Genomic DNA, 18059 nt, shown 5'->3' on the forward strand with positions numbered 1-18059 from the left:
GTCACGGTGCCGCCGGCGGCACCGTGACGGACGGCGGCGACGACCTCGAAGCCGTGGTCCTGGAGGGTTCGGATCAGTCCGTCGCGGAGGAGGGAGAGGTCTTCGGCGATGACGACGCGCACGGTATCTCCAGGGTGGCGGTGGTCGGCCCGACGGGCGGGCTCTGCCGGGCGAGGGTTCCGTCGAAGCTGCTCAGCCTGCGTCGGATGCCGTGCAGGCCGCGCCGCGGGCGGGGTCGGTGCCGCCGTGGCCGCCGTCGGTGACGGTGACGTGCAGGGCGCCGTCGGTGTGGGTGCAGCCGGCTGCATCACCGCTCACCGGTGGAGGGTGTACCCGCCCTCGACGACCCAGGTGTTGGGGGCGGTGGCCCGGCACTTGGCGCCCTGGGCCGGGGCGCTGTAGTCGAGCGCGTTGGCACCCGTCCAGCCGACCCGCCGCTCCCCGCTCGCGTCGGCGGGGTAGAAGGTGAGGCCGGTCTCGGGGTGCCAGGTGCTCGGCGCGGGGGTCGGTTCGGGCACCCCGGCGGGGACGGTGAAGTGGAGCGACTCGATCGGGCCGGTCACGGTGACGGCGCCGTCGGCGTCGGTGGTGAGGCAGTCGACGGCGATCTCGGCGCGCACGACGGCCTTGTTCGGGAACACGTGCTGGACGGTGGCGTGGCCGCGCGCGTCGTGGCCGGTGGTGGTGCGGGCGTCGACCCGTGCGGTGAGCCGCTCGTTCGGGGTGGGGCCCGGGCCGCGGTCGTCGAGGAGGGTCCAGGCGTGCAGGTGCTGGTGGCGGGGGTGGGCGGCCTCGGCGGCCTGGGCCGGGACCGCTGTCGTGGCGGCCGCGGCGGCGGTGAGCGCGAGGCCGGCGATGAGCTTTCGCATGGACGTTCCTCCGTGGCGGAGAGGGGATCGGGGTCCGTCCCCTTCGGTGCTTCAAAGATCGCCGAGGGGGCGGGACTTGGGCCTCCACCCGAAGGACGGACCGTCTCCCCCGCGCGGGGGAACCGGGCGCTCGCGGCCGGACGCCCCGAAAACGCGTGAAGGGCCTGCCGAAAGGCAGACCCTTCACCCGTACGTTCGGAAGTCACCGGCCCGCGGAGTCGGCCCGCGCAGTGGACGGAGTCACTCGTCGTCGAGCCCGCCGACGTCGCTGCCGTCCGGGGTGCCGCTGATCGCGTACCCCTGGCGGCGCGCCTCGTAGCACGCCACCGTCGCGGCGGCCGAGACGTTCAGCGAGCCGACCCGGCCCAGCTGCGGCACGAACACCACCTGGTCGCAGAGCGCCAGCGCCTCCGGCGTGATCCCGCGGTCCTCGTGGCCGAGCACGAAGGCCACCGCCGGGGTCAGCTCGGCCGCGAACATCGGCACCGCCTCGTCGGCCAGCTCCAGGCCGACCACCTTGAAGCCGTCCGCCTTCGCCGCCGCCACCGCCTCGGCGACGGTCGGGAAGTGCTCGACCTTCAGGTACTTGTCGGTCCCCATCGCGGCCTTCTGCGCGCCGGCCGACCGCACCGACGGGGTGTCCCCGGTCAGGTACAGCTTCTCGGCGCCCATCGCCGCGCCGGTCCGGACGACCGAGCCGACGTTGAACGGGGACTGCAGGTTCTCCAGGATCATCGCGAGCCGGAACTCGTTGCTGCGCCGCCACGAGCGGTGCAGACGCTTCAGTTCGGTCCCGCGGAGCTGCTTCACGACGTCGTACCTCGTCCACTCTCGGAGCCCTCGCCCGTCTCCGGGCGGGGCCGCGCTTCCAGAATCCGGAACCCGTTGACCGACGTGATCCGGGAGGTCGGGTAGCCCTGCTCGTTCAGCCACTTCTGCAGCGAGTCCGAGCCCAGGTGCTTCTGCACCACCAGGAACGCCGAACCGTCGGGGGTCAGCCGGCCGAGCCAGTGCGTCAGCAGCCGGCGCAGTGCGGCTTTGCCGATCCGGATCGGCGGGTTCGAGTAGATCGTGGCGAACCGGAGGTCCTGCGGGACGTCGTCCGGCAGCGCGGCCTGGACGTTGCCCAGCCCCAGCGCCCCGGCGTTCAGCCGCACCAGCTCCAGTGCGCGCTCGTTGACGTCCACCGCCCAGACCGGCAGGCGCCGGCGACGGGTCGCCCAGGTGAGCGCGATCGGGCCGTAACCGCAGCCGACGTCCAGGATCGGGCCGCGGACGCGGGGCGGCGGCGCGTGCTCCAGCAGGATCCGGGTGCCCGGGTCGAGCCGGCCGCGCGAGAACACCCCGGCGTCGGTGGTCAGTTCCAGGGTGAGGTCCGGCAGGGAGACCGTGATCGGCCGGCGCTCGCTGGCGACCTCGGGTGCACCCGTGAAGTAGTGCGAGCCGGACATGTGGTTCCCCGTCGTTCGTGTGGGCCTCGGGGCCACCGGGTGGGTGTGGGTAAGCCCTGGTACGGCACCGATCGTACCCCCGGCGGCCCGGCGCGCGTCCTGCCCGGCCCTGCGGCGGCTACCGGGCGCCGGGGGTCTTGCGGGTGGCCACGTTGATCCGGTTCCAGGCGTTGATCGTGAGGCAGACCGAGATCAGGTGGGCCAGTTCCTCCTCCTCGAACAGGGCGGCGGCCCGCGCGTACACGGCGTCCGGGACGCCGCCGCCGATCGCGGTGATCTCCTCGGCCAGCGCCAGGGCGGCGCGCTCGCGTTCGGAGTAGACCCCGGCCGGGGCCTCGTGCCACACCGGCAGCAGGTGGATCCGCTCGTCCGTCTCGCCGGCCCTGCGGGCGTCCTTGGCGTGCATGTCCAGGCAGTAGGCGCAGCCGTTCAGCTGGGAGGTGCGCATCTGCACCAGCTCGACCAGGGCCGGGTCCAGGCCCTCGCGGGCGGCGGCGTCCAGGGCGATCATCGCGCGGAACACCTTGGGGACGGTGCGGGCGTAGTCGAGGCGGGCGGGGGCTTCGGTGATCTCGTTCGTCGTCATGACGACGACTCTAGGGACGGAATGCACCATGGAGGTGGGTCATTCGATGGCCGGATTCATGGGTCAATCCGCTGGGGTGGAACCGTCCGGGCAACACGCCGGAACCGGGTCGGGACATCGCGTCCGGGCGCCCGGCGGCGGATACTGCCAGTACCGCCCAGCACCGCCATCCGGGCCCGTGGGAGCCTCCGAACAGCGAGGACGGACGCCATGCCGCAGAATCACGAGGACTACCTGATCGACGAGGCCGTCGAGGCCGTCGAACCCGACGACGAGGCGCCCGAGGGAGACGAGTACGACGAGGTGGCCGAGCGCCGGGCCCTCGGTGCCGACCCCGCCACCGACCTCGCGGACGCCGCCGAGCAGAGCCGCGTGGTCCAGCTCGACGAGGACGAGTACCGGGAGTAGGGGCTCACAGGGCGCGGCGGCGCTGCAGCCACGCGAACGCCGCCCAGCCCGGCAGGACGGGCAGGATCAGGGTCAGCGACCGGTAGAGGACGACGGCCGCCCCCGCGCCGCCCGTGTCCAGCGACGCCGCCGACTGCATCAGCCCGATCAGCACCCCGTCCATCACGCCAGCCCCGCCCGGGGTCGGCGCCGCGTTGCCGACCGGGCTGCCGGTCAGGAACACCACCGCGACCGCCGCGAACGACGGCTCCCGGCCCACCGCACGGGCGCAGCAGTACAGGCAGGCGGTCAGGCACATCGACACCAGCAACTGCCCGGTCACCCCGACCGCCAGCCGCCCCGGGTCGCGCAGCAGCTCCAGCAGCCGCGGCAGCACCTCCGTCGTCAACGGCCGCAGCCGGGCCGCCAGCCACCGCCGGGCCGGCGGCACCGCCGACACCGCGGCCAGCAGCACCGCCGCCCCCGCGAGGCCGCCGGCGACGGCGGGCAGCGCGTCCAGCTCCGAGCCGCCGGGCTCCTGGCCGAGCAGGTAGACGAACGCCCCCAGCTGGAGCAGGTGCAGCACCAGTCCGATCAACTGGCCGACACCGACGCTGGAGAGTGCCTGCGCGGTCGGCACGCCGGCCTGCTGCAGCAGCCGGGTGTTCAGCGCGACGCCGCCGACGCCGCCCGGGGACACCAGCTTCGCGAACGACCCGGCGACCTGGGCGAACACGGCGTTGCGGAAGTCCAGGCGCTCCGGCACGAAGCCGACGAACCCCATCGCCGCGGTGACGTGGCTCGCGCCGGCGGCGAGGAGGGCGAGCAGCAGCCAGAGCGGATCGGCGTGGGCCACGGCGGCGATCGGGTTCTGCTCCGCCGCGAACAGCTTCGGGATCAGCAGCCACCCGGCCACCACCGCGCCCGCCACCGCGAGCAGCGTCCGCGGCCGCAGCCGCTCCAGCTTCACCGGCCGCACCGCAGCCTGCGGCCGAAGGCGCAGCACCTCCGCCCGGATCCCGTCCAGCAGATCCGGCTGCTCGGAGCCGGCCGGCTCCTGGGCGGGGGCGGTGGCGGCCGCGGGCGGGCGCTTCAGGGAGTGCCGGGTCGTGGGGGCCAGGGCTATCGGCTGGAGGAGGGGGAGGGAGGCGGCGACGGGGTCGGGGCCCAGGGCGGCGACGGCGGTGCGGACGGAGCGGGCGGGGCCGGTGCGCAGGGCGAGGGTGGTGAGGAGCTGGGCGATGTCGCTGTGCAGGACGAGTTCGCTCGCGGCGATGTCGCCGTCCGCGAAGTCGACCAGGTGCACCGCGCCCGCCGGGTCGACCAGGAGGGCGGACGGGACGAGGGCCCGGTGGGCGATCTCGCGGCGCTGGAGGAGGGCGAGTTGGTGCCAGGCGTCGGTGAGGAGGCCGTCGGTGATCTCGTCGTCGGCGAGTTCGTCGAGGGTGCGGCCCGCGAGGTGCTCGTACGCGATGAGGGCGGTGTCCTGGCCGAGTCCGGCGGTGGCGGCGATGCGACGGGTGCGGACGCCTGCGGCGACGGCCGCGTACGAGACCAGGGCCTCGTGCTCCAGGCCGGTGCGCGGGGAGCGCAGGGCGCGCGGGTGGGGGGCGGTGCGCAGGCGCAGGCGGCGCCAGGCGCGGTGCAGGGCGGCGGCGGTGACGGCTTGGCGGTCGAGGAGCTGGACGTCGAGGTCGGGGCGGCCGTCGGCCTGCTGGACGAGGTGGCGGTAGGGCCCGGCTGGGTGGACGGCGGTGGGCCGCAGACCGGTCTCGCGCAGGCTGCGGAGGATCTCGGCGGGCCGGGGCCGCGGGTCCGGGGTGCCGGCGGCGTAGAGGACGCCGTGGGCGGTGGTCCAGCCGATGAGCAGGCCGAGGAGGAGCGCGGTGGGGGTGGCGTAGCCGCCGGCGAGTCCGGCGAGGCCGGAGAGGGCGAGGACGGTCCACGGCAGGCGTCGTTCGCGGATGCCGGAGGCGGTCAGGAAGGCGAGGACGGGGGCGAGGTAGCCGTACACGGGTTCGGTGTGGCCGGGGTGGCCGCCGGGCAGGGCCTGGGTGAGGGCGGTGAGGAGGGAGGCCGGGGCGAGTCCGTCGGCCCAGATTCCGGCGGCGAGCGTGGCGCCGTAGGCGAGGACGGCGGCGAGCAGGCCGTCGGAGACCTGCTGGAGGGCGCGCCGCCGGTCGGGGCCGAGGAGGCGGCGGGCGGCGAGGCCGACGGGCAGGAGCAGGACGGCGGCGGTGGTGAGGCCGCCGGCGAGGCCCGCCAGGGGGTGGGGTACCAGTTCGGTGGCCTCGGCGATGTCGGCGGCCATGCCGCCGGTGGTGGCGCGCGCGTAGTCGGCGAGCAGGACCGTGAGGGCGATCCCGAGCAGGCCGGTGAGCAGCCGGACCAGGGCGACCGGCTGCCGTATCCGGCCGGTGTCGGTCACCCGGGCCTGCGGGCCGCGGCCCCCGGGCGCGGGGGCGTGCCCCGCCGGCCGGGGCGGTCGCCCCGGTATGTGCCCGGGCGCAGCGCCCGCCTCGGCACCGTCGGTCCCCCCGTCGCCGGTGCCGCCGTCCGTTCTCCCCGTCATGATTGCCACGGGGGGCATGCTCCCATGGCGCCCTGAGGGTGCGCCGTGAGTCGCGGAGACCACCGGCTCTGCTGCGTCTGCCAGGTCGGCGGCGCGACGAGGCGGCGCGACGGGGCGGCGCGACGAGGTGGCGCGACGAGGCGGCGCGGGTGGGGTGAGCCGGCGGGCGCGTCTCGGCCCCGCTCCGGGCGTGTCTTCGCGCCCGCCCCGGGGCGGGCGTCACTACCCTGCGGGCATGACCGCCGCCTGCGAGGACCTCGCCATGGCCCCCGAGACCATCCAGCCCCTCCCACCCGTCGACGGCTGCGCCGAATGCCTGGCGCAGGGCCGCCGGAACTGGGTGCACCTGCGGATCTGCCTGGACTGCGGCCACATCGGCTGCTGCGACTTCTCGCCGCAGCGGCACGCCACCGCGCACTTCCACGCCTCCTCGCACCCGGTGATCCGCTCGTACGAGCCGGGGGAGGACTGGCGCTGGTGCTTCGTCCACGAGGTCATGGGCTGAGCGCCCGGGGTCGTCGGCCGGGCGCACCCCGCCGTACCGGCGGATTCGCGGTGGCACCGGGCCGCAGGCCGGATAAAATCCGGACATGGCGCTCATCTCGCACCTCGACGAGCAGCGCCCACGCGGCCACCGGCCGACGTCCGTCGCAGTCGGTGACCGCCGAAGGGAGGCCGACGATGACCAAGCGAACACCCGCCAGCACCGCCAAGCTCCGCCGGGGCACCCAGGAACTGCTGGAGCGCCGCGGCATGGCGAGCAACCCCGAGCAGTTCGCGCCACGCATGCGCATGGGCGCCACGCCCGCCGCGACCGCCGGGTACGCCGCCGCGGACCCCTTCCGGCACGGCGGGCGCGACGCGGGGACGGCGGCGGCGCACGCCGCTCCGGCGATGCACGCCGAGCTCAAGGGCCACCGGCACCGCGGAGCGGAGAAGCACTCCGCGCACTGAGCGGCTCCGCCGGCACGGGGGTGGACGGCCGCACCGGTCGTCCACCCCTGGCGCGTGCTCGGGGCCGGCGTTCAGGGGCCGCTCGGGGCGGTCCCGGATGGGCCGGCCCGCCGTTCTCGCGCGGACTCGTCCCGTCAGCCCCCACCGGACGCCGGGTGAGCCCGCGTTGGGGAGCAGCCGCATGAACCCCCGCAACGGGCGCCGTCGTTGGACCGTCCTCGCCGCCGCGGGAGCCTTTCCGGCCGCCGTCACGACCGGGGCGGCGAGGACGGTCCCGACACTCCGGCCCCTGGCGACCGCCGCGTTCGGGTCCGGCCAGGTGTGCGGCGCCCGCTGATGAACTGTCAGTGGCGTGCGGTACGTTCGTGCCGTTCACCAGGCGCGGCAGGACGACGGGGGCGCACGATGGCCGACGTGATCACGGGGGAGCCGGTCGAGCTCCAGCTGGAGCGGTACCGGACCGAACTCACCGGCTACTGCTACCGGATGCTCGGCTCGGTCTTCGAGGCCGAGGACGCGGTGCAGGAGACGATGGTCCGCGCCTGGCGCGGCCACCAGGGCTTCGAGGGCAGGGCCGCGCTGCGCTCCTGGCTGTACCGGATCGCCACCAACGTCTGCCTGGACGCGCTGAACGGCCGCAACAGCCGGGCCCGCCCGATGGACCTGGCCGGCCCGGTGACGGTCGCCACCGCGAGCGATGCCCGACTGCCCGAGGTGACGTGGATCGGCCCCGCGCCGGACGGCCGGGTGCTGCCCGGGGCGGGCGACCCGGCCGAGGTGGCCGCGCAGCGCGAGTCGGTGCGGCTGGCCTTCGTCGCGGTGCTCCAGCGCCTCGCGCCGCGCCAGCGCGCGGTGCTGATCCTGCGTGAGGTGCTCGGCTGGAAGGCCGCCGAGGTGGCCGAACTGCTCGGCAGCACGGTGGCCTCGGTCAACAGCGCGCTCCAGCGGGCCCGCTCGGTGCTCGCCGACGAGGGCGCGGCCGCCCGTCCGGCGCCCGCCCTGGACGACGACCACCGCGCGCTGCTGGACCGCTACGTCAGCGCCTTCGAGGCCTACGACATGGCGGCCCTCGCCGCGCTGCTGCACGAGGACGTCACGCTCAACATGCCGCCGTTCGCGATGTGGCTGCAGGGCCGGAGCGAGATCCGGGCGTGGATGCTCGGCCCGGGCCACGGCTGCCGGGGCTCCCGGCTGATCCCGGTGACGGCCAACGGCGGCCCGGCCTTCGCCCAGTACCGGCCGGACCCGGCGGGCGGGCACGAGCCGTGGGCGCTGATCGTGCCGGAGGTGTCAGCGGGCCGGATCACCGGGCTCACCAACTTCCTCGACACCGACGTGCTCTTCCCGCTCTTCGGCCTCCCGGCCCGGCTGGACGCCGAGTGGCAGCCCGGGCGTGCGTGACCGCCCGGGAGCCACGGGCAGGATGTCGGCCAGCCCGCTGAACGCGAGCAGCTCCCGCAGCGGACGGCTCGCGTTCAGCAGCAGGACGCCGACCCCGTGCCGGGCGGCGGCGAGCCGCAGCCGGGCGAGGGCATCGACGACGGCCAGATCGGGGGCGGTGAGCGCGCCGAGGTCGCAGGTGAGTGTCCGGTCGCCGGCGGTTCGCTTGGTCTCCATGCGGGTTGGACCGCTCCGGCGGCCCCGAGTCATCGGTCCTCGCGGAGTCCGGGCCGACGAGGCCGCTGCCCGCACGCGACAGCGGTGGCAGAGTAGGGGCCGCAGAACCACTGTCGCCCCTGTGCAGAGGAGGTCCGCCGTGTCGGCCGAGCCCTTGAAGTCCCGTGAGGAATGGCTGGCGTCGCTGCCGCGGATCTACGCGGCGGCCGGCTGCTTGCTGAGGGACGAGTCCGGGCGGCTCCTGATCGTGAAGGCCGGCTACCGCGAGCACTGGCAGTTCCCGGGCGGCACGATCGACCTCGGCGAGGGGCCCGCCGAGTGCGCGGCCCGGGAGCTGGAGGAGGAGACCGGCATCGTCAGGGCCGCCGGCGACCTGCTGGCGATCTCCTGGACCCACCCCTCGGCCGAACTCGACCACCCCGCCCAGCACTTGCTCTTCGACTTCGGCACCGTCCCGGACGGCACCCCCGTGACCGTCCCGGCCGGTGAGCTGGACGACTACCGCTGGGTCGTCGACGAGGAGGCGCCGGCCCTGCTCGGCCCGGCCCGCTCGGCGCGGCTGCGGGCCGCGCTGGAGGCGGCCGTCGACGGGCGGGTGCGGATCGTCACCACGCACGTGTCGGGGTTCTGAGCGGGCGTCACGAGCGGCACGGACCCCGGCACGGTCGACGCCCCGGGGCCCGTCCGCGGTTCACGGCTGTGCCGGGTTCGCGCTCCGGGCGGCGATGATGGCGGCGATGGCCTCCGAGATGAAGGTCTCCGCCTCGGCGCGGTCCACGTTCAGGTCGGCGAGCACGCCCGTGCCGTTCGCCTGCTCCAGCAGGGCGAGCAGGACGTGTTCGGTGCCGACGTAGTTGTGCCCGAGCTTGAGCGCCTCGCGGAAGGTCAGCTCCAGCACCTTCTTGGCCTGCGCGTCGAACGGGATCAGCGCGGGCAGCTCGTCGGAGGGGGCGGGCAGGGCGGCGGCCGCCGCGGTGCGGACCGCCTCCGCGCTGACGCCCTGGGCGGTGAGCGCCTTGGCGCCGATGCCCTCGGGCTCGGCGATCAGGCCGAGCAGCAGGTGCTCGGCGGTGATCTCGGCGTTGCCGGCCTTCCTGGCCTCCTCCTGCGAGACCACGACGACGTTCCGGGCGCGGTCGGTGAAGCGGGCGAAGCCCTGGCTGGGATCGAGGTCGTTGGGGGTGGCCGGGTCCTTGGGGACGAAGCGCTTCTGGGCGGCCTGCTTGCTCACGCCCATGCTCCGGCCGATGTCGGTCCAGGACGCGCCGGAGCGGCGGGCCTGGTCCACGAAGTGGCCGATCAGGTGATCGGCGAGGTCGCCCAGGTGGTCGGCGGCGATGACCGCGTCGGACAGCTGGTCGAGCGCGTCGGTGTGGACCTTCTTGATCGCGGCGATCAGGTCGTCGAGGCGCAGCGGAGTGGTGTTGGGAACAACGGGATTCTCCATGCGTCAACCGTAGGTTGTCGCCCGGGATGCGTCAACCGATAGTTGACGATAGTGCCGGGTAGGCTTCGGGCACCGGAAGCGGCCGGACGGAACGGAGGTGCCGGAGATGGCCGACGAGCTGCGGATCCTCACTTTGCCCGAGGGTGAGGTGCCGGCCGAACTCAAGCTGCGGGTGGCCGAGTTGCAGGACCTGGCGTGGCCGGGACCGCCCGGTCCGTCCACCGACCCCGTGCACGATCCGGCCCTGCGCCCGCTCTCCGTGCTGATGCTGGACGGCTCCCGGGTGGTGGCCGCGCTGGACGTGCTCTCCAAGGAACTCGTCCACGCCGGGCGGACGTACGCGGCGAGCGGCCTGTCCACCGTGGTCACCGACCCGGCCTGCCGCGGCCTCGGGTACGGGCGGCGGCTGGTGACGGCGGCCCGCGCCACCGCCCGGGAGCGCGGCGCGGACCTCGGGCTGTTCACCTGCGACCGCGGGCTGCAGGGCTTCTACGAGGGCGCGGGCTGGGAGCCGCTGCCGGGCGCGGTCCTGGTCGGGGGCACGGCGGAGGAGCCGTTCCCCAGCGACCGGGAGGGCTTCGACAAGGTGACGATGGCGGCCTTCTTCACCGCGCACGCCGTGCGCCACCGGGCGGACTTCCCGCACAGCCGGGTCGCCCTCCACCCCGGGACGATCGACAAGCTCTGGTAGCCGACGGGCCGTTGACCGTCAGGCCGCGGGCAGCAGGCGGGCCCGGACGGCGGCGATGTCAGCCGGCGTGACCCCGGCGGCGAGCAGGTAGCCGGCCGGCTCGAAACCGTCCAGCGCGGCGGTCAGCGCGGCCTCGGCGGTGGTGCCGGCCTCGGTGAGCACCGCGTCGATCCGGCGGTACTGGTCCGGCAGGCCCAGCATCCCGTACAGCGGGCGGACGTTGGGGCCGCTGAGCAGGTAGTCCTCGACTATCGCGGCCGGGCGGACGCCGGCCAGGGAGAGCAGGAGGAGGGCGGCGAGGCCGGTGCGGTCACGGCCGGCGCCGCAGTGGACGACCACGCCGCCGGGCCGGGCGCCGGCCACGGTGGTGACCAGCTCGGCGGCGGCGTGCGGGCAGTGGTCCAGGTAGGGGCGCAGCGCGAGCGGGGTGCCGTCCAGCCGTCCGTACGCCTCCCACCAGGCGGGGCCGGCGAGTTCGTCCAGCGGGACGCGGATCAGCTCGACGCTCTCGGGGCGGGGGAGGAGCGGCTTGTACTCCTCGGCGTTGCGCAGGTCGACGACGGTGCGGACGCCGTGGTCGAGGAGGGCGTCCCAGCCCTCGGCGGTGAGGCGGTCGAGGTTGTCGGCCCGGACGATCGCGCCGCGGGCGGTCGGGCGGCCGGAGGCGGTGGGCAGCGCGCCCAGGTCGCGGACGTTGAGGCAGCCGTCCCAGACGAGGGTGCGGTCCTCGGCGGTGGTCAGCGCGTGCGTCCGGATCATGGGGCTCCCCGTTTCCTCGTCAGGGGGTCCGTTACCCCCTCGTTATGAAGGACTATCGAGAGATCCGGATGGTTCCTCGCCGTTCGAATGCTCGGAACCTGCCGTTCAGGTGGTGCGTGGACCTGTTCAGGCGGCGGTCGGGGCGTCGGCCTCGGCGCTGACCAGCTTCTCCATCGGCTCGGCCGCGATCTGGCCGAGCATCGAGCCGGCCACGATCGCCCCGATCAGGAAGACGGTGGACAGCCAGGCCATGGTCGACACGGGGAGGGTGAAGGCGCCGACCACGCGGGCCGTGCACTCGGCCAGCAGCGCGGTGCCCCAGATCGCCGAGAACAGGCGCTCGTAGCGGTGGAAGGAGCGGGAGGCGGCCGCCCGGCCCTCGACCAGCCGCTGCCAGGCGGCGGCGCGGGCGTTCTTGCCCTTGGTCAGGAAGGGCATCAGCACCGGGGTCATGACCGGCCTGCCGACGATGGCGGAGGCCAGGACGGCCAGGGCGACGGTGCCGCTCAGCCCGCCGTCCTTGGCGATCATCATCCGGGCGTCGCCGGTGACGAAGGTCAGCGCCAGGCCGGCCAGGTTGACGGCCAGCATCAGCGCGGCCCACGGGTTGAGCTTGCGCTCGCGCAGCAGGCCGAAGACCGTCCGGCCGGCCGGGATGGCGCTGCTCCAGGCCAGGGCGGCGAACTCGCTCATCCCGCAGGCCGAGTGGAGCAGGTAGTAGCCGGCCAGCGGGGCGGCGACGTCCAGGAGGAGCGGGCGGAACGCGGAGGCGAGCGGGTTCGGCTCCTTCTGCGCGCCGGCCGGGGCGGTGGTGACCTCGGTGGCGACGACCTCGGTGGCGGCGACCTCGGTGGCGGCGACGCTGAGGGTCTGGCTCATGGTGGGTTCCTCCCCGCTGGTGGCCGCGGGCCGGTGCCCGCGTCGTGCCTCCAGTCTTCCGGCGCGACCCTTCGCCGGATCAGTGTCGTCCGTTGCCGGATCCGTATGACAGACGTCATGGTGCGCGTCATGACACCACCTCCACCCAGGCTCCGGACATGGCCTCCGACCTGCGGTTTCATGCCTCGGCCGCGGTGAGCGTCCACAGCCCGCGGCCCAGCGTGCCGGCACGCCGCGCGCTGCGGATGCGCTCGTCCCCGGCCGAGAGGAAGCCGGGCTCCGTGCCCTCCGGAACGGCCCGGGCGGTGGCCTCGGCCCCGGTCCGCGCGCAGGTCGGGACGAGCACCCCGTCGACGAGCTCGGCGCGCTGGATCCGGTGCGCCGCGGCGGTCCGGGCGTGACGGACGGCACGGTGGGGGCGGGGCGGCGGCCACGGCGGGGACGCGGGTCCGGTTGCTTCGCCCACGGATGATGCAGGCCGGGCGGCCCCGCCGGCGAGCGGCAGCCGTTCGTGGAACCTCGGGCCCGGCCGGGCCGGTCCAAGGTCGGGCCCGCCCGCGTCCCGCGCATGGCGCATGATGTGGCGGGTGCAGAGTGCAGAGCGCCCCGGAGCGGGCACCGGCAGCCCCGTCGGCCGGTCCGGACCAGTATCACCCGCCGCCCCGCCACGGGGCCCGGCCCCCGCTCCGGTCGATCTGGCCGAGGCCGTGCGGGCCGCGCAGGGCGGTGACGAGGAGGCGTTCCGGCTCCTCTTCCGGACCGTCCAGCCCGGCCTGCTGCGCTACCTGCGGGTGCTCGTCGGCGGCCGCCCCGAGGACGCGCAGGACGCCGAGGACATCGCCTCCGAGGCCTGGCTCCAGATCGCCCGCGACCTGGGCGGCTTCTCCGGCGACGGCGACGGCTTCCGCGGCTGGGCCGCCACCATCGCCCGCAACCGCGCCCTGGACCACCTGCGGGCCCGGCGCCGCCGCCCGGTCGCCGACCTGCCCTTCGAGTACCTCGCCGAGCTGTCCGCCGGGGACGACACCGCGGGCGCCGCGCTCGCCCGGGTCGGCACGGCCGACGCGCTCGCACTGATCTCCCGGCTGCCGCGTGACCAGGCCGAGGCGGTGCTGCTGCGCGTGGTGATGGAACTCGACGCGGAGAGCGCCGCGCAGGTGCTCGGCAAGCGGGCCGGCACCGTCCGGATGGCCGCCCACCGGGGGCTGCGGCGGCTCGCCAAGCTGCTGGAGCAGTCGTTCGGGCCGGGCGCGGGGCCGGGCTCCGGTGGCGGGTTCCCGGCTGCGCGCGCCACCGGGCAGGAGCCCGGGACGTCCTCCGGAAGGGCTGCCGGGAACGCCGCGAAAAAAATTTCTCCGCAGGGTGTGACAGAACGCCGGGCCGCGACGCTGAAGGACATGAGATGAGCACCAACCGATCCCGTCGGATCGACCGTGATGCCGCCGAGCACCTGCTCGGCGGTGCCGTGGGCGGCCCGTCGGCCGGGCAGGACGCCTCGCTCACCGGACCGGACGGCGACGCCGCCGGGCAGGTCGCCCGGGTACTCGCCGCGGCCGCCGCCCCGGCGACGGCCGCCGAGCTGGCCGGGGAGGAGGCCGCCCTGACCGCGTTCCGGGCGGCCCGTCTCGCGCCCCACCCCGTAGCAAAGACCGCACCCGTCCGGAGACGATCGATGGCAACCGCCGCCCTCGCCAGGGCCCTCAGCACGAAGGCCGCTGCCGCCGTGCTGGGCGCCACGGCGCTGTGCGGGGTCGCGGTCGCCGCCGGCACCGGGAACCTGCTGTCCCCGCTGGACGGCGGCTCCTCCGAGTCCGAGCGCACCCGCGTGGGCGACGGTGCCACCAGCGCCCTGCCCACGTCCGGGCACGCGCCGGGCGGGATGACCGCGAGCGGCCCGTCCGGCCGGCCGTCCGGCACCGGCTCGTCCACCACCGGCTCCCAGGGCCTCGGGCCGTCGGCCTCCCCGACGCCCGGCACCCCGTCTGCGGCGGGACGCTCCACCGGGCCGGCATCGCCCGCGCTGGTCGCCCTCTGCCACGCGTTCGGCGACCGGACGGCCAAGGGTGAGCACCCGGGCCGGCTGGTCCTGGACCCGGTGTTCGGCTCGCTGGTCGCGGCGGCCGGCGGCCCGGACCAGGTGGAGGACTACTGCGGGGAGGCGCTCGGCCGGGTGAGCGACGACGCCCACCGCAGCGCCACCCCGCAGCCGCCGCACGACTCCGCCGGGCCGGGCCAGGGGGCGGACGCGGGCAACGCGGCCGTCGGCGGCTCCGGCAACGGCAACGGCAAGGGCAACGGCGACGGTGGCACCGGCAAGAACAGCGGCGGCACCGGGGACGGCGGTGGTGCCAAACCCGGCAAGGGCGGAGCCGTGCCGACGGCCTCGCCCGACGTTCACCCGAGCAGACAGGACCAGCCGGCTCAGAGGTGACCCCCAGATCTCCGGGTGGGGGGCGAGCGAATCCCCCCGGGCTCGCCACCCATCCGGACAGCACCACCGCAGTACGGCAGTACCCGCAGTACCGCAGTACCCACCCGAGACCCCGGGTGGCCGGTCGGCTCCCCCGTGCCCACCGTCCACCCGGCCGGCCACCGGCCGGACCGGCAGGCGCAAACCCCGGACGCGCCGCCGGCCCGGCCGGCCCGGAACGTGTGGCCCGCCCGCCCGCAGTCCGGGCGGGCCACACACCCGAGTTCCACCCAGACCAGACCTGGACCGACCGTGACCGTCACTGAGTACGACCACGAGCCGGCGGTCGGGGATCCGCTGCCCGGTTCCCCGGCCGCCTCCCCCTCTCCGGAGGCCGCCCTGACCGCTCTCCTCCCGGCGATGTCGGCCTTCCCGGCCCCGCTGGAGGCCGACACCGCCGAACTCCCGGCGGTCGTGGCCCCGGCACCCCCGGAGCCGCCGGCTCCGGGGGCCGTCGACCCCACCGCGGCACCGGTGTTCGTGGACTCCTCCGGCCGCCGCCGTCGGCGGGTGCGCCGACTGGCCGTCCTGCTCGCCGTCCCCGCCGTCGGCTACCTCGGGCTGCTGGTCTCCACGGTGCTCGGCGGGCCCACCGTCAACGCTCCGTTCCTGCCGCTGCCGCAGCCGCCGGCGGCCGCCGCGCCCACGCCCCGGCCGACGGCCGCCACCGCGCCGGCCGAGCCGATCCCGGACGGTTCCGAGACGGCGCGCCCGGACTCCGTCCAGCCGGTCTCCGTCCGGCCGCCCACGGGCGCCCACCACCCGACCACCCCGACCGGCCCGGCCGCCCCCACCCAGGCCGCCGCCCCGGCCGCTCCGGGCGGCGCGTCCGGCGCCCCCTCGCCGTCGGCCACCGCCGCCCAGCCACCCGGCAGGAGCGGTACCGGCCCCGGGGCCCCCACGACGACTCCGACACCGGGCCACGGCCGCCCGAGCGAACCGCCGGGCAAGCCGACCAAGCCCGCCCTGATCCCCTGACCCCGACCTCCTGACCCCGACCCCCTGACAGCGGCCGACACCCGGCCCCCGCCGTCCGCGCAGCGCACCGCCCCGCGCCGCGCCGGTCCCCCGTGCCCGGACACCGCCCGCCCCTCACTCCCGAAAGCACCCGCCCCGTGAGCGCAGCCCGCCGCCGAAGAAAGCCCGCCCCCGCTCCGGCCGCCCGTCGGGGCCGGCGCGGAGTGCCCCGTCAGCGGCCCCTGCGCATGCACTGGGCGCTGCTGGCCGTCGTCCTGCTCACCCTCTCCGCAACCCTGCTCTTCCAGGGCTACACCCAGCACCTGTACGACAACCGCCCGGACGGCGACGCCGTACAGGCCGCCGCCGGCACCGTCCCCGAGGCGATCCGCACCGGCGGCCCGGTGATCGACACCGGCGGCGGCACGCCCCGCAGCGCCGCCCCCAAGCCCGGCACGATCGCCCTCACCTTCGACGACGGCCCGGACCCGCGCTGGACCCCGAGGATCCTCGACGTCCTGCACCAGGCCGGGGTCCACGCCACCTTCTTCCTGGTCGGCACCCAGGCCGCCGCCCACCCCGAGCTGGTGCGGCGGATGGTCGCCGAGGGCCACCAGGTCGGCGTCCACACCTTCACCCACACCGACCTCGGTGCCGCCTCCGCCTGGCGCCGCACGCTCGAACTGCGTGAGGCCCAGCTGACCCTGGCCGGGGCGGCCGACGTGACGAGCTCCCTGCTGCGCCCGCCGTACTCCTCGACCGCCGACGCCCTGGACGACCCGGGCTGGTCCGCCGTCCAGCAGGCCGGGCGCGAGGGCTACCTGACCGTCCTCACGACCCAGGACAGCGAGGACTGGCAGCGCCCCGGCGTGGGCACGATCGTCAAGAACGCCACCGCCGGAACGGGCAGCCAGGGCCAGGTCCTGCTGATGCACGACGCCGGCGGCGACCGCTCGCAGACCGTCGCCGCGCTGCCCGACGTGCTGTCCGGGCTCAAGGCGCGCGGCTTCCGCTTCACCACCGTCAGCGACGCGGTCGGCCTGCCCGACCCGGTCCGGCCGGCCGGGGCGGGCGACCACTGGCAGGGTCTGGCACTGATCTGGCTGATGTGGGCCGGCGACTGGGTGCTCACCGTCCTGGGCTGGCTGCTGTGGGCGGCGGGCGCGGTGAGCATGCTGCGCGCGGTGGCCGTGGTGGTGGCCGCCGTCCGGCACAAGCGGCTGCGCCGCCGCGGCTGGGGCCCGCCGGTGACCGAACCGGTGAGCGTGATCGTGCCCGCCTACAACGAGGTCGCCGGGATCGAGCCGGCCGTGCGTTCGCTGCTGGCCTCCGACCACCCGGTCGAGGTGATCGTGGTCGACGACGGCTCCACGGACGGCACCGCCGACCTGGTGGAGTCGCTGGACCTGCCGTACGTGCGGGTGATCCGGCAGGAGAACGCGGGCAAGCCTACCGCCCTCAACACCGGTATCGCCGCCGCCCGGGCCGAGCTGCTGGTGATGGTGGACGGCGACACCGTCTTCGAGCCGGACGCCGTCCGGAAGCTGGTGCAGCCGTTCGCGGACCCGTCGGTCGGCGCCGTCTCGGGCAACGCCAAGGTGGTCAACCGGGGTGGCCTGCTGGGGCGTTGGCAGCACATCGAGTACGTGGTCGGGTTCAACCTGGACCGCCGGCTGTTCGACCTCGCGGAGTGCATGCCGACCGTCCCGGGCGCGGTCGGCGCCTTCCGGCGCTCCGCGCTGCTCGCCGTCGGCGGGGTCGGTGAGGAGACCCTGGCCGAGGACACCGACCTCACGATGGCCCTGTGCCGGGACGGCTGGCGGGTCGTGTACGAGGAGGGGGCGAAGGCCTGGACGGAGGCGCCCGCCTCGCTGAGCGCGCTCTGGCGCCAGCGCTACCGCTGGTGCTACGGCACCCTCCAGGCGATGTGGAAGCACCGCGGCGCGCTCGTCCAGGGCGGACAGGCGGGGAAGCTGGGCCGGCGCGGCCTGCTCTACCTGCTGATGTTCCAGGTGCTGCTGCCGCTGCTCGCTCCGGTCGTGGACGTCTTCGCGCTGTACGGCCTGGCGTTCCTGGACCCGGTCCGGATCATCGGGGTGTGGGCGGCGTTCCTGCTGGTGCAGGTGCTGATGGGGGCGTACGCGTTCCGGCTCGACAAGGAGCGCATGGGCCCGCTGTGGAGCCTGCCGCTGCAGCAGTTCGTGTACCGGCAGCTGATGTACCTGGTGGTGATCCAGTCGGTGTTCACCGCGCTGGCCGGCTCCCGGCTGCGCTGGCAGCGGATGCAGCGCTACGGCAGCCTCCAGGGCACGGCCGCCGCGGCCGCACCGGGCACTCCTCCGGAGCCGGCCGGCGCGGGCGGCTATCGTGCACGGGTGCACGAGGCGGCCCGGAACCCCGGGCACGGCACGTGAGGGGAG

21 protein-coding genes are annotated in these 18059 nt (G+C 75.5%); 10 read left to right on the plus strand and 11 right to left on the minus strand.

What is annotated here, in order from left to right; all coding sequences use genetic code 11:
* Positions 1–192: 192 nt before the first annotated feature.
* From ACWCXH_RS18195 to ACWCXH_RS18215, 5 genes are all read right to left on the minus strand, one after another.
* Positions 193–318, minus strand: coding sequence for a hypothetical protein (locus ACWCXH_RS18195; RefSeq protein WP_449802423.1), 126 nt, complete (start codon positions 316–318; stop codon positions 193–195).
* The gene (locus tag ACWCXH_RS18200; RefSeq protein WP_449802424.1) at positions 315–869 is read right to left on the minus strand and encodes a hypothetical protein; all 555 of its coding nucleotides are present in this window, start codon (positions 867–869) and stop codon (positions 315–317) included. Before ACWCXH_RS18200 ends, ACWCXH_RS18195 begins: the two co-directional genes overlap by 4 nt.
* A gap of 240 nt (positions 870–1109) precedes the next feature.
* Positions 1110–1679: a TrmH family RNA methyltransferase gene (locus tag ACWCXH_RS18205; RefSeq protein WP_326846661.1), complete on the minus strand. Its 570-nt coding sequence runs from the start codon at positions 1677–1679 to the stop codon at positions 1110–1112.
* Positions 1676–2320 carry a class I SAM-dependent methyltransferase gene (locus ACWCXH_RS18210; RefSeq protein ID WP_449802425.1) on the minus strand — a complete coding sequence of 215 codons (645 nt, stop codon included), beginning with the start codon at positions 2318–2320 and terminating at the stop codon, positions 1676–1678. Before ACWCXH_RS18210 ends, ACWCXH_RS18205 begins: the two co-directional genes overlap by 4 nt.
* A gap of 118 nt (positions 2321–2438) precedes the next feature.
* A complete protein-coding gene (locus ACWCXH_RS18215) occupies positions 2439–2906 on the minus strand; it encodes a carboxymuconolactone decarboxylase family protein (protein ID WP_449802426.1) in 468 nt (155 codons plus the stop codon).
* A 210-nt stretch (positions 2907–3116) separates the two neighbouring features.
* Between ACWCXH_RS18215 and ACWCXH_RS18220 the strand changes: the two genes are divergently transcribed.
* Entirely contained in the window at positions 3117–3314 is a 198-nt protein-coding gene (locus ACWCXH_RS18220) for a hypothetical protein (protein ID WP_449802427.1), read from the plus strand.
* 4 nt (positions 3315–3318) lie between these two features.
* Here ACWCXH_RS18220 and ACWCXH_RS18225 read toward each other — a convergent pair whose 3' ends face one another.
* Positions 3319–5865, minus strand: a complete 2547-nt coding sequence (locus ACWCXH_RS18225) for a lysylphosphatidylglycerol synthase domain-containing protein (protein WP_449802580.1) — start codon at positions 5863–5865, stop codon at positions 3319–3321.
* Positions 5866–6100: 235 nt separating this feature from the next.
* Between ACWCXH_RS18225 and ACWCXH_RS18230 the strand changes: the two genes are divergently transcribed.
* The 3 genes from ACWCXH_RS18230 to ACWCXH_RS18240 all read left to right on the plus strand — a co-directional run bounded on the left by ACWCXH_RS18230 (position 6101) and on the right by ACWCXH_RS18240 (position 8220).
* On the plus strand, positions 6101–6370 hold the full coding sequence (locus ACWCXH_RS18230; protein WP_449802428.1) for a UBP-type zinc finger domain-containing protein: 270 nt from the start codon (positions 6101–6103) through the stop codon (positions 6368–6370).
* A gap of 176 nt (positions 6371–6546) precedes the next feature.
* On the plus strand, positions 6547–6819 hold the full coding sequence (locus ACWCXH_RS18235) for a hypothetical protein (protein WP_449802429.1): 273 nt from the start codon (positions 6547–6549) through the stop codon (positions 6817–6819).
* 405 nt (positions 6820–7224) lie between these two features.
* Complete coding sequence (locus ACWCXH_RS18240) at positions 7225–8220, plus strand: sigma-70 family RNA polymerase sigma factor (RefSeq protein ID WP_449802430.1); 996 nt, start codon at positions 7225–7227, stop codon at positions 8218–8220.
* Here ACWCXH_RS18240 and ACWCXH_RS18245 read toward each other — a convergent pair.
* A complete protein-coding gene (locus ACWCXH_RS18245; protein ID WP_449802431.1) occupies positions 8110–8436 on the minus strand; it encodes an STAS domain-containing protein in 327 nt (108 codons plus the stop codon). The genes ACWCXH_RS18240 and ACWCXH_RS18245 overlap by 111 nt on opposite strands.
* Before the next feature lie 139 nt (positions 8437–8575).
* Between ACWCXH_RS18245 and ACWCXH_RS18250 the strand changes: the two genes are divergently transcribed.
* Positions 8576–9067 (plus strand): NUDIX domain-containing protein, encoded by a 492-nt coding sequence (locus ACWCXH_RS18250; RefSeq protein ID WP_449802432.1) that lies wholly within the window; start codon positions 8576–8578, stop codon positions 9065–9067.
* A 60-nt stretch (positions 9068–9127) separates the two neighbouring features.
* On the opposite strand, the gene ACWCXH_RS18255 is transcribed toward ACWCXH_RS18250, so the two are convergent.
* Positions 9128–9883 (minus strand): Clp protease N-terminal domain-containing protein, encoded by a 756-nt coding sequence (locus ACWCXH_RS18255; RefSeq protein WP_449802433.1) that lies wholly within the window; start codon positions 9881–9883, stop codon positions 9128–9130.
* A gap of 106 nt (positions 9884–9989) precedes the next feature.
* Between ACWCXH_RS18255 and ACWCXH_RS18260 the strand changes: the two genes are divergently transcribed.
* Positions 9990–10574 (plus strand): GNAT family N-acetyltransferase, encoded by a 585-nt coding sequence (locus ACWCXH_RS18260; RefSeq protein WP_449802434.1) that lies wholly within the window; start codon positions 9990–9992, stop codon positions 10572–10574.
* A gap of 18 nt (positions 10575–10592) precedes the next feature.
* On the opposite strand, the gene ACWCXH_RS18265 is transcribed toward ACWCXH_RS18260, so the two are convergent.
* From ACWCXH_RS18265 to ACWCXH_RS18275, 3 genes are all read right to left on the minus strand, one after another.
* Positions 10593–11333: a tyrosine-protein phosphatase gene (locus ACWCXH_RS18265; protein ID WP_449802435.1), complete on the minus strand. Its 741-nt coding sequence runs from the start codon at positions 11331–11333 to the stop codon at positions 10593–10595.
* Between the two features lie 126 nt (positions 11334–11459).
* A complete protein-coding gene (locus tag ACWCXH_RS18270; RefSeq protein WP_449802436.1) occupies positions 11460–12212 on the minus strand; it encodes a VC0807 family protein in 753 nt (250 codons plus the stop codon).
* A gap of 178 nt (positions 12213–12390) precedes the next feature.
* The gene (locus ACWCXH_RS18275; protein ID WP_449802437.1) at positions 12391–12678 is read right to left on the minus strand and encodes a hypothetical protein; all 288 of its coding nucleotides are present in this window, start codon (positions 12676–12678) and stop codon (positions 12391–12393) included.
* Between the two features lie 241 nt (positions 12679–12919).
* Between ACWCXH_RS18275 and ACWCXH_RS18280 the strand changes: the two genes are divergently transcribed.
* The 4 genes from ACWCXH_RS18280 (at position 12920) to ACWCXH_RS18295 (ending at position 18053) form a co-directional block, all read left to right on the plus strand.
* The gene (locus ACWCXH_RS18280; protein WP_449802438.1) at positions 12920–13618 is read left to right on the plus strand and encodes an RNA polymerase sigma factor; all 699 of its coding nucleotides are present in this window, start codon (positions 12920–12922) and stop codon (positions 13616–13618) included.
* On the plus strand, positions 13615–14643 hold the full coding sequence (locus tag ACWCXH_RS18285) for a hypothetical protein (RefSeq protein WP_449802439.1): 1029 nt from the start codon (positions 13615–13617) through the stop codon (positions 14641–14643). The genes ACWCXH_RS18280 and ACWCXH_RS18285 overlap by 4 nt, the downstream gene beginning before the upstream one ends.
* Positions 14644–14934: 291 nt before the next feature.
* Positions 14935–15660, plus strand: a complete 726-nt coding sequence (locus ACWCXH_RS18290) for a hypothetical protein (protein WP_449802440.1) — start codon at positions 14935–14937, stop codon at positions 15658–15660.
* Positions 15661–15887: 227 nt separating this feature from the next.
* Entirely contained in the window at positions 15888–18053 is a 2166-nt protein-coding gene (locus ACWCXH_RS18295) for a bifunctional polysaccharide deacetylase/glycosyltransferase family 2 protein (protein WP_449802441.1), read from the plus strand.
* The last annotated feature ends 6 nt before the right edge of the window (positions 18054–18059 follow it).

The sequence above is a fragment of the Kitasatospora sp. NPDC001660 genome, from assembly GCF_053596725.1.

What these genes read in the sequence shown, in the direction of transcription:
- ACWCXH_RS18210 (WP_449802425.1), bottom strand. Translation starts at nt 2,320, where the DNA reads ATGTCCGGCTCGCACTACTTCACGGGTGCACCCGAGGTCGCCAGCGAG.
- ACWCXH_RS18260 (WP_449802434.1), top strand. Translation starts at nt 9,990, where the DNA reads ATGGCCGACGAGCTGCGGATCCTCACTTTGCCCGAGGGTGAGGTGCCG.
- ACWCXH_RS18225 (WP_449802580.1), bottom strand. Translation starts at nt 5,865, where the DNA reads ATGACGGGGAGAACGGACGGCGGCACCGGCGACGGGGGGACCGACGGT.
- ACWCXH_RS18255 (WP_449802433.1), bottom strand. Translation starts at nt 9,883, where the DNA reads ATGGAGAATCCCGTTGTTCCCAACACCACTCCGCTGCGCCTCGACGAC.
- ACWCXH_RS18270 (WP_449802436.1), bottom strand. Translation starts at nt 12,212, where the DNA reads ATGAGCCAGACCCTCAGCGTCGCCGCCACCGAGGTCGCCGCCACCGAG.
- ACWCXH_RS18265 (WP_449802435.1), bottom strand. Translation starts at nt 11,333, where the DNA reads ATGATCCGGACGCACGCGCTGACCACCGCCGAGGACCGCACCCTCGTC.
- ACWCXH_RS18295 (WP_449802441.1), top strand. Translation starts at nt 15,888, where the DNA reads ATGCACTGGGCGCTGCTGGCCGTCGTCCTGCTCACCCTCTCCGCAACC.
- ACWCXH_RS18235 (WP_449802429.1), top strand. Translation starts at nt 6,547, where the DNA reads ATGACCAAGCGAACACCCGCCAGCACCGCCAAGCTCCGCCGGGGCACC.
- ACWCXH_RS18220 (WP_449802427.1), top strand. Translation starts at nt 3,117, where the DNA reads ATGCCGCAGAATCACGAGGACTACCTGATCGACGAGGCCGTCGAGGCC.
- ACWCXH_RS18245 (WP_449802431.1), bottom strand. Translation starts at nt 8,436, where the DNA reads ATGGAGACCAAGCGAACCGCCGGCGACCGGACACTCACCTGCGACCTC.
- ACWCXH_RS18230 (WP_449802428.1), top strand. Translation starts at nt 6,101, where the DNA reads ATGACCGCCGCCTGCGAGGACCTCGCCATGGCCCCCGAGACCATCCAG.
- ACWCXH_RS18285 (WP_449802439.1), top strand. Translation starts at nt 13,615, where the DNA reads ATGAGCACCAACCGATCCCGTCGGATCGACCGTGATGCCGCCGAGCAC.
- ACWCXH_RS18215 (WP_449802426.1), bottom strand. Translation starts at nt 2,906, where the DNA reads ATGACGACGAACGAGATCACCGAAGCCCCCGCCCGCCTCGACTACGCC.
- ACWCXH_RS18200 (WP_449802424.1), bottom strand. Translation starts at nt 869, where the DNA reads ATGCGAAAGCTCATCGCCGGCCTCGCGCTCACCGCCGCCGCGGCCGCC.
- ACWCXH_RS18240 (WP_449802430.1), top strand. Translation starts at nt 7,225, where the DNA reads ATGGCCGACGTGATCACGGGGGAGCCGGTCGAGCTCCAGCTGGAGCGG.